General features: G+C 64.0%; 14 protein-coding genes. 1 reads left to right on the top strand and 13 read right to left on the bottom strand.

Annotated elements, in window-relative coordinates; all coding sequences use genetic code 11:
- Positions 1 to 6 precede the first annotated feature (6 nt).
- The 9 genes from PSEMO_RS30895 to arcD (PSEMO_RS30935) form a co-directional block, all read right to left on the bottom strand.
- The gene (locus tag PSEMO_RS30895; RefSeq protein WP_075806649.1) at positions 7 to 1,383 is read right to left on the bottom strand and encodes an L-serine ammonia-lyase; all 1,377 of its coding nucleotides are present in this window, start codon (positions 1,381 to 1,383) and stop codon (positions 7 to 9) included.
- 139 nt (positions 1,384 to 1,522) lie between these two features.
- Positions 1,523 to 4,378, bottom strand: coding sequence for an aminomethyl-transferring glycine dehydrogenase (gene gcvP / locus PSEMO_RS30900; protein WP_075806650.1), 2,856 nt, complete (start codon positions 4,376 to 4,378; stop codon positions 1,523 to 1,525).
- Between the two features lie 10 nt (positions 4,379 to 4,388).
- Positions 4,389 to 4,772, bottom strand: coding sequence for a glycine cleavage system protein GcvH (gene gcvH, locus PSEMO_RS30905; protein WP_075806651.1), 384 nt, complete (start codon positions 4,770 to 4,772; stop codon positions 4,389 to 4,391).
- A gap of 288 nt (positions 4,773 to 5,060) precedes the next feature.
- Complete coding sequence (locus PSEMO_RS30910; protein WP_075806652.1) at positions 5,061 to 6,569, bottom strand: sigma-54-dependent transcriptional regulator; 1,509 nt, start codon at positions 6,567 to 6,569, stop codon at positions 5,061 to 5,063.
- Between the two features lie 95 nt (positions 6,570 to 6,664).
- Complete coding sequence (locus tag PSEMO_RS30915) at positions 6,665 to 7,027, bottom strand: DUF5064 family protein (protein ID WP_075806653.1); 363 nt, start codon at positions 7,025 to 7,027, stop codon at positions 6,665 to 6,667.
- 57 nt (positions 7,028 to 7,084) lie between these two features.
- Complete coding sequence (gene arcC / locus PSEMO_RS30920) at positions 7,085 to 8,014, bottom strand: carbamate kinase (protein WP_075806654.1); 930 nt, start codon at positions 8,012 to 8,014, stop codon at positions 7,085 to 7,087.
- Between the two features lie 113 nt (positions 8,015 to 8,127).
- Positions 8,128 to 9,138, bottom strand: a complete 1,011-nt coding sequence (locus PSEMO_RS30925) for an ornithine carbamoyltransferase (protein WP_075806655.1) — start codon at positions 9,136 to 9,138, stop codon at positions 8,128 to 8,130.
- A gap of 69 nt (positions 9,139 to 9,207) precedes the next feature.
- A complete protein-coding gene (arcA, locus tag PSEMO_RS30930; protein ID WP_075806656.1) occupies positions 9,208 to 10,464 on the bottom strand; it encodes an arginine deiminase in 1,257 nt (418 codons plus the stop codon).
- 33 nt (positions 10,465 to 10,497) lie between these two features.
- A complete protein-coding gene (arcD, locus tag PSEMO_RS30935) occupies positions 10,498 to 11,925 on the bottom strand; it encodes an arginine-ornithine antiporter (protein WP_075806657.1) in 1,428 nt (475 codons plus the stop codon).
- A gap of 415 nt (positions 11,926 to 12,340) precedes the next feature.
- Here arcD (PSEMO_RS30935) and arcD (PSEMO_RS30940) point away from each other — a divergent pair, with 415 nt between their 5' ends.
- Positions 12,341 to 13,768 carry an arginine-ornithine antiporter gene (gene arcD, locus PSEMO_RS30940; protein ID WP_075806658.1) on the top strand — a complete coding sequence of 476 codons (1,428 nt, stop codon included), beginning with the start codon at positions 12,341 to 12,343 and terminating at the stop codon, positions 13,766 to 13,768.
- A 134-nt stretch (positions 13,769 to 13,902) separates the two neighbouring features.
- Here arcD (PSEMO_RS30940) and PSEMO_RS30945 read toward each other — a convergent pair whose 3' ends face one another.
- The 4 genes from PSEMO_RS30945 to gap all read right to left on the bottom strand — a co-directional run bounded on the left by PSEMO_RS30945 (position 13,903) and on the right by gap (position 19,286).
- Positions 13,903 to 16,482, bottom strand: coding sequence for a TonB-dependent receptor (locus tag PSEMO_RS30945; protein ID WP_075806659.1), 2,580 nt, complete (start codon positions 16,480 to 16,482; stop codon positions 13,903 to 13,905).
- Positions 16,483 to 16,601: 119 nt separating this feature from the next.
- Positions 16,602 to 17,561, bottom strand: coding sequence for a FecR family protein (locus PSEMO_RS30950; protein ID WP_075806660.1), 960 nt, complete (start codon positions 17,559 to 17,561; stop codon positions 16,602 to 16,604).
- Positions 17,562 to 17,639: 78 nt separating this feature from the next.
- Positions 17,640 to 18,158 (bottom strand): RNA polymerase sigma factor, encoded by a 519-nt coding sequence (locus tag PSEMO_RS30955; protein ID WP_075806723.1) that lies wholly within the window; start codon positions 18,156 to 18,158, stop codon positions 17,640 to 17,642.
- Positions 18,159 to 18,284: 126 nt separating this feature from the next.
- A complete protein-coding gene (gene gap, locus PSEMO_RS30960) occupies positions 18,285 to 19,286 on the bottom strand; it encodes a type I glyceraldehyde-3-phosphate dehydrogenase (protein WP_075806661.1) in 1,002 nt (333 codons plus the stop codon).
- Positions 19,287 to 19,359 lie beyond the last annotated feature (73 nt).

Below are 19,359 nucleotides of genomic sequence, written 5' to 3' on the forward strand. Positions count from 1 at the left end.
GGGATGTCAGCATTCGATGATGTTGACGGCCAGACCGCCGCGGGCGGTCTCCTTGTATTTGCTTTTCATATCTGCGCCGGTCTGGCGCATGGTGCGGATGACCTTGTCGAGGGAGACGAAGTGCTGCCCGTCGCCGCGCAAGGCCATGCGTACCGCATTGATCGCCTTCACCGAGCCCATGGCATTGCGCTCGATGCAGGGCACCTGGACCAGACCGCCGATGGGGTCGCAGGTCAGGCCGAGGTTGTGTTCCATGCCGATTTCCGCGGCGTTCTCCACTTGCTGCACGCTGCCGCCCATGACTTCGCACAGGGCCCCGGCGGCCATCGAACAGGCCACGCCCACCTCGCCCTGGCAGCCGACTTCGGCACCGGAGATGGAGGCGTTTTCCTTGTAGAGGATGCCGATGGCCGCAGCGGTGAGCAGGAAGCGCACCACCCCGTCTTCGTTGGCGCCGGGGATAAAGCGCATGTAGTAGTGCAGGACGGCCGGGACGATCCCGGCGGCGCCGTTGGTCGGGGCGGTGACGACGCGTCCGCCGAAGGCGTTTTCTTCGTTCACCGCCAGGGCGTAGAGGTTGACCCAGTCGAGCACCGACAGGGCGTCGCGCAGGCTGGCTTCCGGGCTGGCGCAGAGCTGGCGGTACAGCGCTGCGGCACGGCGGCGGACCTTCAGGCCTCCAGGCAGGATGCCTTCGTTGCGACAGCCAGCGCTGACGCAGTCCTGCATCACCTGCCAGATCTTCAGCAGACCGGCACGGGTTTCGCTTTCCGGGCGCCAGGCGGCTTCGTTGGCCAGCATCACCTGGCTGATCGACAGGTGTTGTGCGCTGCAGTGGGCCAGCAGTTCCTTGGCGGTCTTGAACGGATAGGCCAGGGGCGTCTTGTCCTCGACGATACGGTTGGCCCCGGCGGCATCCTCGTCGACCACGAAACCGCCGCCCACCGAGTAGTACTCGCGGCTGCGCAGTTGCAGGCCGGCGCTGTCGAAGGCGCGGAAGATCATGCCGTTGGGGTGGTAGTCGAGGGGTTTGCGGATCATCGCCAGGTGTTGTTTTTCCTGGAAGTCGATGGGGTGCTCGCCGAGCAGGTCGAGACGGCCGCTGTCGCGGATCGCCTGCAGACGGGCGGGAATGCTCTTGGTGTCGACGCTGTCGGGGTGCTCGCCTTCCAGCCCGAGGAGCACGGCCTTGTCGCTGCCGTGGCCCTTGCCGGTGGCGCCGAGCGAGCCGTACAGCTCGACCTTGACGCTGTGGGTGGCGGCCAGCAGGCCGTCACGTCGCAGCCCCTCGGCGAAGCGCGCAGCCGCGCGCATCGGGCCGACGGTGTGGGAGCTGGAGGGGCCGATGCCGATCTTGAACAGGTCGAAGACGCTTAGTGACATCAGACTTCCTCCGGGTGTGGGATTTTGGGGCCGCTTTGCGGCCCTTCGCGGGCAAGCCACGCTCCTACAAGAACACCGCGTACCTCTGTAGGAGCGTGGCTTGCCCGCGAAGGACCGCAAAGCGGTCCCCGAATACACCTCAAACCTCCTGGTAACTCTCGATCGACGGGCAAGCGCACACCAGGTTGCGGTCACCGAACACGTTGTCGACCCGACCCACCGGCGGCCAGTACTTGCCTTCAACCAGCGATGGCAGCGGGTACACCGCCTGCTCGCGGCTATAAGCATGCGGCCATTCGCCCGCCAGTTCGGCCGCGGTGTGCGGGGCGTTCTTCAGCGGGTTGTCGTCCTTGTCCAGGCTGCCGTTCTCCACCGCGCGAATCTCTTCGCGGATGCGGATCATCGCTTCGCAGAAGCGGTCCAGTTCTTCCTTGGACTCGCTTTCGGTCGGTTCGATCATCAGGGTGCCGGCGACCGGGAAGGACATGGTCGGGGCATGGAAGCCGAAATCGATCAGGCGCTTGGCCACGTCGTCGACGCTGATGCCGCTGGTGTCCTTGAGCGGACGCAGGTCGAGGATGCATTCATGGGCAACCAGGCCGTTGCTGCCGGTGTACAGCACAGGATAGTGCTCTTCCAGGCGACGGGCGATGTAGTTGGCGTTGAGGATCGCCATCTGCGAGGCACGCTTGAGGCCGGCGCCACCCATCATGCGGATGTACATCCAGGTGATCGGCAGGATGCTGGCGCTGCCGAACGGCGCCGCACAGACCGCGCCCTGCTTGTTCTCCATGTGCGCGTGACCCGGCAGGAATGGCGCCAGGTGCGCCTTGACGCCGATCGGGCCGACGCCCGGGCCGCCACCGCCGTGAGGGATGCAGAAGGTCTTGTGCAGGTTCAGGTGCGAGACGTCGCCGCCGAACTTGCCCGGGGCGCAGAGGCCGACCATGGCATTCATGTTGGCGCCGTCGATGTACACCTGGCCGCCGTTGTCATGGATGATCGCGCAGATCTCGCCGATGGCTTCCTCGAACACGCCGTGGGTCGACGGGTAGGTGATCATCAGCGCGGCGAGGTGCTCGCGGTGCTCGATGGCCTTGGCCCGCAGGTCGTCGATGTCCACGTTGCCGCGGGCGTCACAGGCGGTCACCACCACGCGCATGCCGGCCATATGGGCGGTGGCCGGGTTGGTGCCGTGGGCCGAGGACGGAATCAGGCAGATATCGCGGCGCTCGTCGCCACGGCTCTGGTGGTAAGCGCGGATCGCCAGCAGGCCGGCGTACTCGCCCTGGGAGCCGGCGTTCGGCTGCAGCGACACGGCGTCGTAGCCGGTGGCGGCGCAGAGCATGGCTTCCAGTTCGGACGTCAGTTGCTGGTAGCCCTGGCTTTGTTCAGCCGGAGCGAAGGGGTGCAGGCTGCCGAATTCGGCCCAGGTCACGGGGATCATCTCGCTGGCAGCGTTGAGCTTCATGGTGCAGGAGCCCAGCGGGATCATGGTGCGATCCAGCGCCAGGTCCTTGTCGGCCAGGCGGCGCAGGTAGCGCATCAGCTCGGTTTCGCTGTGGTAGCGGTTGAACACCGGGTGCTCGAGGATCGCCGACTGGCGCAGCAGGGCCACCGGCAGTTGCGCGGCGGTGCTGGCGGCCAGGGCGGCGAAGTCCGGGGCGGTCTTGCCTTGGGCGAACAGTGCCCACAGCGCTTCGACATCGGCCTGGGTGCTGGTTTCGTCGAGGGACAGGCCCACGCGCTGGTCATCGATCTGGCGCAGGTTGAAGCCGGCGGCGCGGGCTTGTGCGTGCAGCTCGGCAGTGGCCGCGCCGGTCGCCAGGGTCAGGGTGTCGAAGAAGGCGCTGGTTTCCACGGTCACGCCCAGGCCGTTGAGGCCGGCGGCGAGGATCGCGGTCAGTTGGTGGGTGCGTGCAGCGATCTGCTTGAGGCCCTGCGGACCGTGGTAGACGGCGTACATGCTGGCGATATTGGCCAGCAGCACCTGGGCGGTGCAGATGTTGCTGGTGGCCTTCTCGCGGCGGATATGCTGCTCGCGGGTCTGCATGGCCAGGCGCAGGGCGGTCTTGCCGAAGCGGTCGATGGACACGCCGACCAGGCGGCCCGGCATATCACGCTTGAACGCATCGCGGGTGGAGAAGTAGGCCGCGTGCGGGCCGCCGAAGCCCAGCGGGACACCGAAGCGCTGGGCGCTGCCGATGGCCACGTCGGCGCCGAATTCGCCCGGCGGGGTCAGCAGGGTCAGGGCCAGCAGGTCGGCGGCGACCGCGACCAGGGCATTGGCAGCATGGAAGCGCTCGACCAGCTCGCGGTAGTCGAAGACTTCACCATGGCTCGCCGGGTATTGCAGTACGGCGCCGAAGAAGCGGCTGACATCGCTCAGTTCGCGCTCGTCGCCGACCACCACGTCGATGCCCAGCGGCTCGGCACGGGTACGCAGCACGTCGAGGGTTTGCGGGTGGCAATGCACGGAGGCGAAGAAGGCGTGGCTGCCCTTGTTCTTGCTCAGGCGCTTGCAGAAGGTCATGGCTTCGGCGACGGCGGTGGCTTCGTCGAGCAGCGAGGCGTTGGCGATCGGCAGGCCGGTGAGGTCGCTGACCAGGGTCTGGAAGTTCAGCAGGGCTTCCAGGCGACCCTGGGAAATCTCCGGCTGGTACGGGGTATAGGCGGTGTACCAGGCCGGGTTTTCCAGGAGGTTGCGCAGGATTGGCGCCGGGGTGTGGCAGTTGTAGTAGCCCTGGCCGATAACGCTTTTCAGCAGCTGGTTCTTGCCGGCGATGGCTTTCAGCGTGGCGAGGGCATCGGCCTCGCTCTGGCCCTGGCCCATGTCCAGCACGCTGGTGCCCTTGATGCTGTCGGGGATGACCGCGGCGCTCATGGCGTCCAGCGAGTCGAAGCCGAGGGTGGCGAGCATGGCCTGCTCATCGGCCTGGCGCGGGCCGATATGGCGGGCGATGAATTCGTTGGCGGTGCCGAGATTGATGGTCATGGCAGGTTCCTCAGGCGTCGGCGTTGGCTTTGATCAGGCGGTCGTAGGCGTCCTGGTCGAGCAGTTGCGCGACGGCGCCGGCGTCGGCCGGAACGAAGCGGAAGAACCAGCCTTCGCCCAGCGGGTCTTCGTTGACCAGTTCCGGGCTGTCTTCCAGTTGCGGATTGACCTCGACCACTTCACCGTCCAGCGGCATGTACACGCCGCTGGCGGCTTTCACCGATTCCACGGTGGAGGCTTCGGCGCCCTTGGCGTACGCCTGCAGCTCCGGCAGTTGCACATAGACCACGTCGCCCAGGGCGTTCTGCGCGAAGGCGGTGATGCCCACGGTCACACTGCCGTCGGCTTCGGCACGCAGCCACTCGTGATCTTCGGTAAAACGCAACTCGCTCATGGAAACTCCTCGAAGGCCGTCGTCGCGGCCGGATGCGGTAGTGGCCCGCCGGATGAACACGGCAGGCCGGGGCTGGAATCTCCATAGCAAGTTTGCGGCCATATCCGCGAAAGCCCCGTAAATCGGGAGTTTCACGGATATTTCCTGACCGTTTTCAGAAAATGGTGTAACGAAATCGCTACGTGCGGGGAGGGCGAAAAAAGCTTTGAGGGATCAACACCTTGCTACAGCGTTGTTACAAGAGGTTGTAGCGAAATCACTACGCTGTAGTGATTTCGCTACGCTTGCTCAGTTTTTCGCTGAAATTCCGTACTTGCGCAGGCGATGGGCGATCGCCGTATGGGAAGTCTGCAGGCGGCTGGCCAATTGGCGAGTCGAGGGGTAGTCGGCGTAGAGCTTTTCCAGCAGGTTCTTTTCGAAGTCCTCGACCGCCTGTTCCAGGCTGGCGACTTCGCCGTCGTGCCCACGGGCCACCGAGGTGCCGGCGATATCCAGGTCGCCGATATCCACCAGGCTGCTTTCGCTGATGGCGGCGGCGCGGAAGATCACGTTCTGTAACTGCCGCACATTGCCCGGCCAGCGGTTGCCGAGCAGGGCGGGGAAGGTATCCGGGGCCAGGCGGCACAGCGGGCGCTGGATCTGGGTGCAGGCCTGCTGCATGAAATAGCGCGCCAGCAGGAGGATGTCCTGGCCGCGTTCGCGCAGCGGCGGCACTTCCAGGTTGAGGACGTTGAGGCGGTAGAACAGGTCTTCGCGGAAGCTGCCTTCGGCGACCATCTTTTCCAGGTCGCGGTGGGTGGCGCTGAGGATCCGCACATTGACCTTGACCTCGCGGTCGCCGCCGACCCGGCGGAAGCTGCCGTCATTGAGAAAGCGCAGCAGCTTGGCCTGCAGGTACGGCGACATCTCACCGATCTCGTCGAGAAACACCGTGCCCTGGTTGGCCAGCTCCATCAGCCCCGGCTTGCCGCCGCGCTGCGCGCCGGTAAAGGCGCCAGGGGCGTAGCCGAACAGTTCGCTCTCGGCCAGGTTTTCCGGCAGCGCCGCGCAGTTGAGGGCGAGGAAGGGCGCAGCATGCCGGCTGCTGATGGCATGGCAGGCGCGGGCCACCAGTTCCTTGCCGGTGCCGGTCTCACCGTGGATCAGCAGCGGCGCATCGAGGGCCGCGACGCGCAGGGCGCGGCTTTTCAGGGTGCGGATCGCCGGGGACTCGCCTAGCAGGGCGTCGAAGCCTTCGGCGTGGTCGTGGTGCAGGGCCGACAGGCGCTCGCCGATGCGGTTTGGCGGGTACAGGGTGACCAGCGCGCCGGCATCGGTGATCGGTGTCGAGTCGAGCAACAACGTCTGGCCGTTGAGCACCACTTCGCGCATCGGCAGGTGGAAGCCCTGTTCGATCAGGGTGGCGAGCAGTTCCGGCGCGTCGAACAGCTCGGCGATGCTGCGCCCCGCCGGCTCCTGGCCGCACAGGGCGATCAGCGCCGGGTTGGCCAGCAACACGTTGCCGGCGCTGTCGAGGGCCAGCACCGGGTCGCTCATGGCGGCGAGCAGGGCATCCAGTTGCAGGTGGCGACGCTGCCCGGGAAGGATGTCGACCACGCGCACGGTCTGCACGCCATGCACGTTGAGCAGGGCGTCGTGGAGCTCCTCGAGGACGAAGGGGTTCAGCGTCGGCGCATCGATATAGACGTTCGGCGGCACCATCTCCACGGCGTCCAGGTTGAGGTTGCGCGCGCCCAGCAGGGCAAGCACTTCCTGGGTGATACCGACGCGGTCGATGAAGCTGACATGGATGCGCATGGGAGGGAGATGGGTTCACGGCTGGCGAAGCGTGCAAGTATGCCTTGCGGCTGCGTGGTGGTCGAATGGCTTGCCAGCAGTGAGGGCCTGGGGGGTTATTCCAGGTGGGCCGGATCGATCGGGTCGCCGGACTTCACATTCAGCTTGCTGCGGATGTCTTCGAACATCTCGTCGAAGTGCATCCGGTGCGCCGAGGTGGCCAAGGCCTTGACCGGCATGCCATGGGCCTGGGTGATGCGGTCGATGGAGCGGGCGAAGTCGAAGGCCTGGTCCTTGGCGAGAAAGAACTTCTCGTCCACCGGTTTTTCCTGGATGGTCCCGTGCAGGCGGAACTCGATGCCTTTTCCTTCCCTGGGATCCTGGGCCACGTCGTAATCGACGCAGTAGTTGTAGCTGTGGTCGTCCTTGTTCAGCGCATGGCGCTCGATATGCAGATGGCCTGGGGTGAACTGTGCCATGTGGTCTCCTTGTACGGTTGAAACAGGCGGGCCTGCCAGCAGGCCCGCCGAGGCGTTTCAACGATAGCTGAGGCCTGGGGATGCCGTGCTGACCCGGGTACCGGCGGTGCCTTTGACGATATCCTCGATATCGCTCAGCGAGCCGATCACCGCGACTTTGCCTGTGTGACGGGCGAAATCGCAAGCTGCTTGCACCTTCGGCCCCATGGAGCCGGCGGCAAAGCCCAGGCGCTCCAGTTCATCCGGATGGGCCTGGGCGATGGCTTTCTGGGTCGGCTTGTTGAAGTCGACATAGGCCGCGTTGACGTCGGTGGCGATCACCAGCAGGTCGGCCTCCAGCTGTTCGGCCAGGAGTGCCGAGCACAGGTCCTTGTCGATCACGGCCTCGATGCCCTGCAGCTTGCCGTCGGCACCATACATCGTTGGAATGCCGCCACCACCGGCACAGATCACGATACTGCTCTTTTCCAGCAGCCATTTGATCGGACGGATCTCGAAGATGCGCTTGGGTTTCGGGCTGGCGACCACGCGGCGGTATTTGTCGCCGTCGGGGGCGATGGCCCAGCCTTTCTCCTTCGCCAGGCGCTCGGCGTCTTCCTTGGAGTAGACCGGGCCGATGGGCTTGGTCGGGTTCTGGAAGGCCGGGTCCTTGGCGTCGACTTCGACCTGGGTGAGCAGGGTGGCGAAGGGCACCTCGAAGTCCAGCAGGTTGCCCAGTTCCTGTTCGATCATGTAGCCGATCATGCCTTCGGTCTCGGCACCGAGCACGTCCAGCGGGTAGGGGGTGACCGAGGTATAGGCCGCCGCCTGCAGCGACAGCAGGCCGACCTGCGGGCCATTGCCGTGGGCGATGACCAGCTGGTTGCCGGGATGGATCTTGGCGATCTGCTCGGTGGCGATGCGGATATTGGCGCGCTGATTGTCAGCGGTCATGGGCTCGCCACGGCGCAGCAGCGCGTTACCGCCTAGTGCTACAACGATACGCATGGGGAATGTCCTTCGAATCTCGTTGAACGGGAGGCCGCCATCGCTGGCAAGCCAGCTCCCACAGGGGACGGCGTACACCGGACCTGTGGGAGCTGGCTTGCCAGCGATTGGGGTTACAGATCAGCCAGGGTCGAAACCAGGATCGCCTTGATCGTGTGCATGCGGTTTTCCGCCTGCTCGAAGGCGATGCAGGCCGGCGACTCGAAGACGTCATCCGTCACTTCGATGCCATTGGCCAGGTGCGGATACTGCTCGGCGATCTGCTTGCCGACCTTGGTTTCCGAGTTGTGGAACGCCGGCAGGCAGTGCATGAACTTCGAGCGAGGGTTACCTGTGGCCTTCATCAGCTCGGCATTGACCTGGTACGGCAGCAGTTGCTGGATGCGCTCGCCCCAGGCTTCTACCGGTTCGCCCATGGACACCCAGACGTCGGTGTGCACGAAGTCCACGCCCTTGACCGCGGCTTTCGGGGCCTCGGTCAGGGTGATGCGCGCACCACTGTCTTCCGCGTATTTCTTGCAGCGCGCTACCAGATCGTCATGGGGCCACAGGGCCTTCGGTGCGGCGATGCGCACGTCCATGCCGAGCTTGGCGCCGATCAGCAGCAGCGAGTTGCCCATGTTGTTGCGCGCATCGCCCAGGTAGGCGTAGCTGATGTCGTGCAGCGGCTTGTCGGCGTGCTCGCGCATGGTCAGCACGTCGGCGATCATCTGGGTCGGGTGGTATTCGTCGGTCAGGCCGTTGAACACCGGGACCCCGGCGAACTTCGCCAGCTCTTCCACCACCTCCTGCTTGAAGCCGCGGTATTCGATGGCGTCGTACATGCGCCCGAGCACCCGGGCGGTGTCCTTCATGCTTTCCTTGTGGCCGATCTGCGAGGAGTTCGGATCGATGTAGGTGACGTTGGCGCCCTGGTCATAGGCCGCCACTTCGAAGGCGCAACGGGTGCGGGTCGAGGTTTTTTCGAAGATCAGGGCGATGTTGTTGCCCTTCAGGTGTTGCTGCTCGGTACCGGTGTACTTGGCGCGCTTGAGGTCGCGGGACAGGTCGAGCAGGTAGCGCAACTCGCGCTCGGAGTGGTGTTCGAGGCTGAGCAGGTTGCGGTTGTGGATGTTGAACGCCATTTGGATGCTCCTTGGATTCGGTGATCGAGCCCAGCAGGGCCGGGTAGGCCCTGCTGGGGTGATGGGCGTTTAGTAATCGATAGGGTCACGGACGATCGGGCAGGTCATGCAGTGGCCACCGCCGCGACCGCGGCCGAGTTCGCCGGCGCTGATGGTGATGACCTCCACGCCCGCCTTGCGCAGCAGGGTGTTGGTGTAGGTGTTGCGGTCGTAGCCAATGACCACGCCCGGTTCCAGGGCCACCACGTTGTTGCCGTCATCCCATTGCTCGCGCTCGGCAGCGAAGCTGTTGCCGCCGGTTTCCACCACGCGCAGGGCCTTCAGACCGAGCACGTCGGCGACCACTTCGAGGAACGACTTGTTCTCGCGGCGCACATCCATGCCGTAGGGCTTGCTGCTGTCCGGACGGATCACGAACGGCACGATCTCCTTCACCACTTCCGGGAAGATCGTTACCAGGTCGCGGTCGCAGAAGCTGAACACGGTGTCCAGGTGCATCGCCGCGCGGGATTTCGGCAGGCCGGCGACCACTACTTTCTCCACCGCGCCCTTGGCGAACAGCGACTGCGCCAGTTGGCCGATGGCCTGGCGGGACGAGCGTTCGCCCATGCCGATCAGCACCACGCCATTGCCGATCGGCATGACGTCGCCACCTTCCAGGGTGGCCTGGCCGTGGTCCTTGTCCGGGTCGCCGTACCAGACGTCGAAATCAGCGTTGGTGAACTCGGGGTGGAACTTGTAGATGGCGCTGGCCAGCAGGGTTTCCTGGCGTCGCGCCGGCCAGTACATCGGGTTCAGGGTCACGCCGCCGTAGATCCAGCAGGTGGTGTCGCGGGTGAACTGGGTGTTCGGCAGTGGCGGCAGCAGGAAGCTGGAGTGGCCCAGGTAGTCGCGGTACATCTTGATCACGCTGGCGCCTTCGCTGTCGGGCAGGTCCTCGCCGGCCACGCCGCCAATCAGGAATTCGGCCAGGTGGCGCGGCTCCAGGCCTTCGAGCCAGCTGCGCACTTCATTGGTCAGGCCGACGCCGACGGTGTCGGGGGTGATCTTGCGATCGAGGATCCACTTCAGCGCTTCGGGGTTCTGGATGGTCTCGGTCAGCAGGTTGTGCATTTCCAGGACTTCGACCCCGCGCTCGCGCATCTTGGTGACGAAGTCGAAGTGGTCGCGTTTGGCCTGGTTGACCCAGATGACGTCGTCGAACAGCAGTTCGTCGCAGTTGCTCGGGGTCAGGCGCTGGTGCGCGAGGCCCGGGGAGCAAACCATCACTTTGCGCAGTTTGCCCGCCTCGGAATGAACGCCGTACTTAACTTTATCCGTGGACATGATCATTTCCTCCAAAGGTGTGAAATACGGGGGTTACAGCGTAAGGAAGCCGTCATACAGGCCATAGGCCGCCACCAGGGCGCCGACGACCACGGCGGCGAATATCAACTTCTCCACGTGGGTAAAAACAGGTTGGCCGACCTCGCGCTTGGCCTTGGCGAACAGGATCGCGCCAGGGGCATAGAGCAGGGCGGAGAGCAGCAGGTACTTGACGCCACCGGCGTACAGCAGCCAGATCGCGTAGATCAGCGCGATGCCGCCGATGATCAGGTCTTTCTTGCGCTCGGCCAGGGCGTTCTCGTAGGTCTCGCTACGGAAGGCGAGGAGGAACGCGTAGGCCGCCGACCACAGGTAAGGCACCAGGATCATCGAGGTGGCGAGGTAGATCAGCGACAGGTAGGTGCTGGCCGAGAACAGGGTGATGATCAGGAAGATCTGCACCATGGCGTTGGTCAGCCACAGGGCGTTGGCCGGCACATGGTTGGCGTTCTCGCGGCGCAGGAACTCCGGCATGGTGTGGTCCTTGGCGGCGGCGAACATGATCTCCGCACACAGCAGTACCCACGACAGCAGGGCCCCCAGCAGCGAGATGATCAGGCCGACGCTGATCAGCACCGCGCCCCAGTGGCCGACCACGTGTTCGAGTACGGCAGCCATCGACGGGTTCTGCAGCTTGGCCAGTTCAGGCTGGGTCATGATGCCCAGCGACAGCACGTTGACCAGGACCAGGAACAGCAGCACGGTGATGAAACCGATGACCGTGGCCTTGCCGACGTCCGAGCGTTTTTCCGCGCGGGCCGAGAAGATGCTCGCGCCCTCGATGCCGATGAACACCCACACGGTGACCAGCATCATGTTGCGCACCTGGTTCATCACGCTGCCCAGGTCCGGGTTCATGCTGCCCCAGATGTCGGCGGTGAAGATGTCCAGCTTGAAGGCGAACAGGGCGATCAGCACGAACAGGGCCAGCGGCACCACCTTGGCCACGGTGGTGACCAGGTTGATGAAGGCCGCTTCCTTGATCCCGCGCAGCACCAGGAAGTGCACGGCCCAGAGCAGCACCGAGGCGCCGATCACCGCCGCCGGGGTATTACCCTCGCCGAAGATCGGGAAGAAGTAGCCGAGGGTGCTGAACAGCAGGACGAAGTAGCCAACGTTGCCGAGCCAGGCACTGATCCAGTAGCCCCAGGCCGACGAAAAGCCCATGTAATCACCGAACCCGGCCTTGGCGTAGGCATACACCCCGCCATCCAGATCGGGTTTGCGGTTGGCCAGGGTCTGGAAGACGAAGGCCAGGGTGAGCATGCCGACGGCGGTGATCGCCCAGCCGATCAGTACCGCGCCGACGTCGGCGCTGGCCGCCATGTTTTGCGGCAGAGAAAAGATCCCGCCACCAATCATCGATCCCACTACAAGTGCGACGAGCGCACCGAGTCGAAGTTTTCCGGAAGCCTCTGACATGGTTAAGCTCCATTTCAGAAAAGAGAGACTTGAAGGTAAAACGGATGTAATGAAGGGAAGCTGATACAGGTCAGTTCATTGCTACATTCCATTGTTAACAAATGACTGGAAGAGCTTGCGAAAGATCGGCTGTATGCCGCGCAGGCCTTGTAGAATGGTGCTTTGCGAGAAATGAGAGGGGTTCTCGAAAGCACCTGAGAACTTTGAAGCTAGTCCGTTTCAAGGTTTTCGCAAATTTTTCACGAAAAAATCCGGATTAGACTTGTCGAAGCGGAATTAGTGCACAAAACTCTGACAGGATTGTGCCGTTATTAGAGTTCTTTGTTATTAAATATAAAGGCTTATAACCTTCGATTTGCACCTCGTGAAGATCAGGATCATTGACTGAAAAACAGGGAATAAAAAGGGGAATTTCATGTCCGAGCCTGGTCAGAAACTGCGCCTTGGGGCGCTGATCGCCTTGGTGGTTGGCTCGATGATCGGCGGGGGGATTTTCTCCCTGCCACAGAATATGGCGGCGCGCGCCGATGTAGGTGCAGTACTGATTGGTTGGGGGATCACCGCGATCGGCATGCTGGCCCTGGCGTTTGTTTTCCAGAGCCTGGCCAATCGCAAACCGCAACTGGACTCCGGGGTGTATGCCTACGCCAAGGCCGGGTTCGGCGAGTACATGGGGTTCTCCTCGGCCTGGGGCTACTGGATCAGCGCCTGGCTGGGCAACGTCGGCTACTTCGTCCTGCTGTTCAGTACCCTCGGCCTGTACTTCCCGGTGTTCGGCGAGGGCAATACGCCACTGGCGATCGGCTGCGCCTCGCTGCTGCTGTGGTCGGTGCACTTCCTGGTGCTGCGCGGGATCAAGGAAGCGGCTTTCATCAACCAGGTCACCACGGTGGCCAAGGTGGTGCCGCTGATCCTGTTCATCGTGATTGCCGCGGCGGCGTTTCGCCTGGACATCTTCACCCGCGATATCTGGGGCCTGGCCAACCCGAGCTTCGGCAGCGTGCTGGATCAGGTGCGCAACATGATGCTGGTGACGGTGTTCGTGTTTATCGGCATCGAAGGCGCGAGCATCTATTCCGGACGGGCGCAGAAGCGCTCGGACGTGGGCAAGGCCACGGTGATCGGTTTTCTCGGGGTGCTTGCCTTGCTGGTGCTGGTCAACGTGCTGTCGCTGGGGGTGATGACCCAGCCGGAGCTGGCGGCGCTGCACAACCCGTCGCTGGCTTCGGTGCTGGAGCATATCGTCGGGCCTTGGGGCGCGTTGCTGATCAGTATCGGGCTGGCGGTGTCGCTGATCGGCGCCTTGCTGTCGTGGGCCTTGCTGTGTGCCGAGATTCTCTACGCCACGGCGCGGGACAAGACCATGCCGCGGTTCCTGGCCAAGGAAAATGCCAACCAGGTGCCGGCCAATGCGCTGTGGCTGACCAACTGCATGATCCAGGTGTTTCTGCTGATCACACTGGTTTCGGCGGGGACTTACACCAGCCTGATCTACCTGGCGTCGTCGATGATCCTGGTGCCGTACCTGTGGTCGGCGGCCTATGCAGTGTCGCTGGCGGTGCGTGGGGAAACCTATGAAGGGTTCGCCGGGGCGCGGCGCAAGGACCTGCTGGTCGGGCTGGTGGCGCTGCTGTATGCGGTGTGGTTGCTGTATGCGGGCGGGCTGAAGTACCTGCTGCTCTCGGCATTGCTGTATGCGCCGGGGGTGATCCTGTTTGCAAGGGCCAAGCGGGAGCAGGGGAAGCAGTTGTTTACCGGTTGGGAGAAGCTGATTTTTGCGGCTGTTGTGGCAGGTGCGGCGCTGGCGGCCTTCAGTCTGTATAGCGGCGTGCTAACTCTGTAGGAGCGTGGCTTGCCCGCGAAGGACCGCGCAGCGGTCCCAAATTTTCACTGGCAACACCCATTTTGGGAGTGCTTCGCACTCCTTCGCGGGCAAGCCACGCTCCTACAAAGCGGGAGCGTGGCGTCTGGGAGTGATCAGATATCCCAGACCACATTCACCGAGAAGTTGCGCCCCGGCATGGTCAGGCGATCCAGGTTGGCCGGCGCGGTCGCACCCGCTTCACCGATGCCGTCGTAGCCGCGCACGTCATCCCACTGCCAGTACTTCTTGTCGGTCAGGTTGTACAGGCCGGCATTGACCGTCACGTCGTCGGTCACCTTGTAGAACCCGCTCAGGTCCAGCACGCCATAACCCGGGGTGCGGAACTGCTTGCTGGTGCCGTCCGGAGCATAGAAGGTGGTGTCGTCGACGCGGTTCTTGCGCTTGACCAGGGTCCAGCTGAGCAAGCCACCGTACTGCTCCTGCTCGTAGCCCAGGCCCATCACCGCAGTCAGCGGATTGACGCTGTTGATCGGCTTGCCGGTGTCTTCGTTCTTGCCCCAGGCATAGGCCAGCGAGCCCTGGGTGTAGAGGCCGTTCGGCGCGCCAAAGGCGTCCAGGTTCAGGCGGCCCTTGAACTCGGCACCCTTGATGGTGGCGTGCTTGATGTTGTTGGCTTCGAAGTTCTGCCCGATGTTGGTGCCCTTGACCGCATCTTCGTTGATGAAGTCGCGGTACTTGTTATAGAACACCGCCACGTCGAAGTTGCCCGCGTCGAAGTTGCCGCGCAGGCCGGTTTCATAGCTCTTGCTGGTTTCCGGTTCGAGGTTCGGGTTGCCCTGCACGTTGTAGCCGACCGCCGGGTTTTCGAAGCGCCCGTACATGGCCTTGGCGGTCGGGGTGCGGAAGCCCTCGGCGTACTGGCCGTACCAGGTGTAGTTGTCGTTGAAGGCATAGGTCACGCCGAACTTCGGCGAAACGCGGTGCCATTTCTTCTCGTCCAGGTTGACCGGATCATTGGTGCCTTCCACTGCGCGCAGGAACTCGTCGGTGGCGTGTGGCTGCATGCGGGTCTGGTCGTAGCGCAGGGCCGGCAGGAAGGTCCACTGGTTCCAGCGGATTTCGTCCTGGGCGAAGACGCTGTAGGTCTTCACGACTGGATCCGGGAAGTCGCTGACTTTGACCAGGGTGCCCGCAGCGTTTGGCCTGCCTGTGACGCAACCGAAACCGGTGGTCAGGCAGGTGGCGGTACCACTGCGCGAGCCGGTGACCTCGTTACGCTTGAAGGTCGCGCCATAGGTCACCAGGTGCTCGGTAGGGCCGAGGCTGAAAGCCTTGTCTGCCTGGGCGTCGAGGACCCACTGGCGGTCCTTGTAGGTGGTCTTGCGCTGGCGGTCGACGGTGTAGATCGGCCGATAGATCTCGGCAACACGCTGGTCGGTCTTGCCAATCTGGTAGTTCAGGCTCCACTTCACGTTGTCGGCCAGCAGGCTGTCGAGGGCGAAGTCGTGGGCGATGCCGAAGCGCTCGCGGGTGACCACGTCGCTGCCGGTGCGGTTCTGGTAGAAATTCAGCGGGCTCGGGGTGAACGGGCCACCCACCGAGCTCTTCTCGTCGAAGTCGCGATCATCCTTGTAGTGCTCGTAGGTCACGGCCAGGCGCGCGTCGTCGGCGTAGTTCCAGCCGAGCTTGGCGAGGACATTGGTGGTCTGCACGTCCGCCGGGTTGGCCTCGGTGCGGCTCAGGCCCGTGCCGCCGTGCTCGCCGTAGGATTCGGTCTCGTGGCCATCACGCCGGCTCAGGTGCAGCAGGCCGTCGAACTCGCCCGCGCGGCCGGCGACGGTGGCGGACTTCAGCCAGCTGTCGTCCGCCGAGCTGTAGCCGGTCTTCAGGCGGGCGCCGACGTCCTGGCCCGGCTTGATGATGTCGTCCGGATCGAGGGTGAAGTAGCTCACCGCGCCGCCGATGGCGTTGCTGCCGTAGAGCACCGAGGCCGGGCCGCGGAGGATTTCCACGCGCTTGACGATTTCCGGGTCGACGTAGTTGCGCTGGGTCTGGGCGTAGGGGCCGAAGAAGTAGCTGTCGGGGATCGCCACGCCGTCGATCTGGGTCAGCACCCGCTCGCCGTCGATGCCGCGGATGTTGTAGCCGTTCAGGCCGCTGCGCTGGCCGGTGCCGCTGACCGAGACGCCCGGTTCGTAGCGCACCAGGTCCTTGATGTCGTTGACGTTGTTGCGGTCCAGTTGTTCGCGGGTCTGCACGCTCACGGTGCTTGGCACCTGGCTGACGTCCTGGGCGCTGCGGGTGGCGCTGATGGTCACCTGTTGCAGGGCAATGGACTGGGACTGGCTGCGCTCGATGGCGACGTTGTTGTCGCCCAGCTTGCGATAGGTCAGGCCGGTGCCCAGCAGCAGGCGTTGCAGGGCCTGCTCCGGCGGCAGCGAGCCGCGCACGCCCGGCGACACCACGTTCTGCCCCAGCTCGGCGGAAAGGCCAACCTGCCAGCCGGTCACCGAGGTGAAGGCGTTCAGCGCTGCCACCAGCGGCTGCTGGGCGATGCTGAAGCGGTAGTCACCCATGCGCTGCGCGGGGGCCTGGGCCGGCTCGGCGGCCAGGGCCGGCAGGCTGGCGGCGCCACTGGCGAGCATGGCCAGGGTCAACAGGGAGAGCGTGCAACGTTGCAGGCCCGGCGTGCGGGCTGGGCTGGAAACTCGGCGGGTGGATCCGGTAGACATCGAAAGGCGCTCCCTGTCGCGCGTTGTTGTAGGATGCGTCTGACTCAAAAATAAGAATCAGTTGCATTGGCTATAACGAGACGTATGGCGTCAGGGGATCGCGTAAAAAAACTTTTGGCTCAGTTGAGGATGACCACGGCGGGGAATTCCCGGACCTGGGCCGAGGTGATGTGGGCCAGGGAGCGCACCGCTTCCAGCGGCTGGTCGAGGCGGTAGTTGCCGGTCACCGCGACCTGTTCCAGCTTGTCGTTGGTGTTGATGATCCAGCCCGGGTAGTAGCGGCGCAGTTCGGCCAGCACTTCGCTGAGCGGGCAGTTCTCGAAGATCAGCCGGCCCTTGACCCAGGCCAGGTCCTTTTGCAGGTCGGCGCGCTCGCGCTCGCTGAAACCATTGGGGCCGATGCGGATGCTTTCGCCGCTGCTCAGGCGGATGCGCTGGTCCTTGCTGGCGAGCACATCGACATCGCCACGCTGCACCCTCACCAACGCTTCGCCATCGAGGTAACGCACGGCGAAATCGCTGTCGCGCACGCTGGCGCGCAACGGTCCGGCTTGCAGTTCGAGCGGTTGGTTGCGCCCGCCAGGCACTTCGAAATAGGCCTCGCCCTGGTACAGGCGGGCGACCCGCTGGCGGCTATCGACATCGCTGGAGAACGCCGAATTGGTGTTGAGCAGGACCTTGGAGCCGTCGTCCAGCTCGACCCGCTGGCGCTCGCCAACCACGGTTAGATGATCGGCCTGCAGGCGCACCGGCAGATTGCCGACGGTGAAGATCCCCACCAGCAGCACTGCGGCGGCGGACAGCGGTTTCCAATGCGGACGCAGGCGTTGCAGGCGGGTGGGTTTGCGTTGTTCATGCAGCACGCCGGCAGCCTGACGCACGCTGCCACCATTCCACAGCGCTTCGGCATCGACATAGGCCTGGGCATTGGCCGGGTCGGCTTCCAGCCAGGCTTCGAAGGCGCGGGTGTCGTCGTCGCTGGGGCATTGCAGGCGGATCAGCCAGTCCAGCGCCTCGTCCATGGCCTGGTCGCGGGCAGCTGCGGGCGGCGCGGGGCGCGGGTGGGCGGGATCTGTCACGGGAAGTCCTTGCGGTGCGGCGGCGGTCTTGTAGTGGGCGTCATGATCGGGGCAAACGAAGGATCAGGCAAGAAACCATCAGTTACCGTTGAGCCGATCGGCGACTCCCATGCAGATCGCCATGATCAGTTTCAGTTCCTTCTGTACCGTGCTGGCGGAGACTTTCAGCTGTTCGGCGATCTCCAGGTAGCTGGCGCCGTGCAGCCGGCTGAGGATGAAGATCCGCTGCTGGCGCGGGGTCAGCTGTGCCAGCGAACTGCTCAGGCGCTTGAGCAGCTTCTCCGCATGGGCCGCGTCTTCCGCGCTGCTGACCGGCGCCGCGACGTTGTGCAGGACCTGCTCCGGCACATCGTCGACCACCGTGCGCGCCTGCACCCGGCGCGCGCGCAGATGATCCAGCGCGAGGTTGCGTGCCGTCTGGAAAACGAAAGGCTCGAGGTGCTCGATGGGCCGCTCGCCGAGAGCGCGGGTGACCCGCAGATAAGTTTCCTGCAGCAGGTCCTCGGCGGTGCTGGGGTTGTCCACCATGCGCTGCAGCGTGCGCAGCAGGGTGACCCGCTGGGCGAGGAAAACGGAGTTGAAGTGAGAGTGGCTCACGGGGATACCCGACCGAAATTTGCCAATGATATTGATTGTCATTAACAGCATTGGTCAAGCATTAAGTAGGACGCTGGTGCCGGACGTTGATCGAAACGTCCGACACCAAATCGCTGCAAGCCCCGTCTAGCGGGCGTTCCACAGCGCCAGGCAGTTATCCAGCATGCGGTTGGAAAAGCCCCACTCGTTGTCGTACCAGGCCATGACCTTGAGCAATTTGCCGCTGGCCTTGGTGTGGTTGGCATCGAAGATCGACGACAGCGGGTTATGGTTGAAGTCGCAGGACACCAGCGGCAGGTCGTTGTAGCCGAGGACCTTCGAGCCGCGGCTGGCCTCCTTGAACAGCGCGTTGACCTCTTCGGCGGTGGTCTCCCGGGCCAGGGTTACGGTCAGGTCCACCAGCGACACGTTGATCACCGGCACGCGCACCGCCATGCCGGTCAGCTTGCCGGCCAGTTCCGGCAGCACCAGGCCCACCGCCTCGGCGGCGCCGGTCTTGCTCGGGATCATCGACTGGGTCGCGGCGCGGGCGCGGTACGGGTCGCTGTGGTAGCCGTCGGTCAGGCTCTGGTCATTGGTGTAGGCGTGGATGGTGGTCATCAGGCCCTGTTCGATGCCCAGTTCGCGGTGCAGCACCTGGGCCACCGGGGCCAGGCAGTTGGTGGTGCAGGAAGCGTTGGAAATGATCTGGTGCGAAGCACGCAGGATGTCGTGATTGACGCCATGCACTACAGTGGCATCCGCGCCCTTGGCCGGTGCCGAGATGATCACCTTGCGTGCCCCGGCCGCCAGATGCGCCGCCGCCTTGGAACGATCGGTAAACAGCCCGGTGCATTCGAACACCACGTCGACACCTTCGGCCTGCCAGGGCAGGTCAGCCGGATTGCGGATGGCGCTGACGGCAATGCGGTCACCGTTGACGGTCAGGCTCTCCTGGTCGAAGGACACCTCTGCCGCAAAATGGCCGTGGACGCTGTCGAATTGCAGCAGATGGGCGTTGATCGCGCTGTCGCCCAGGTCATTGATCGCGACGACCTGCAGGTCTTGCCGGTAGCCTTGGGTATAGAGTGCGCGCAGCAGGTTGCGGCCGATGCGGCCGAAGCCGTTGATTGCGATACGGATAGTCATGGAGCCACCTCGCGTACTGTCCTGACTTTTGTTGTTTTAATGACAAGATTAATCGGAAATACATAGAAAACAA

The organism is Pseudomonas putida (genome assembly GCF_001941965.1).
Taxonomy (GTDB): domain Bacteria; phylum Pseudomonadota; class Gammaproteobacteria; order Pseudomonadales; family Pseudomonadaceae; genus Aquipseudomonas; species Aquipseudomonas putida_L.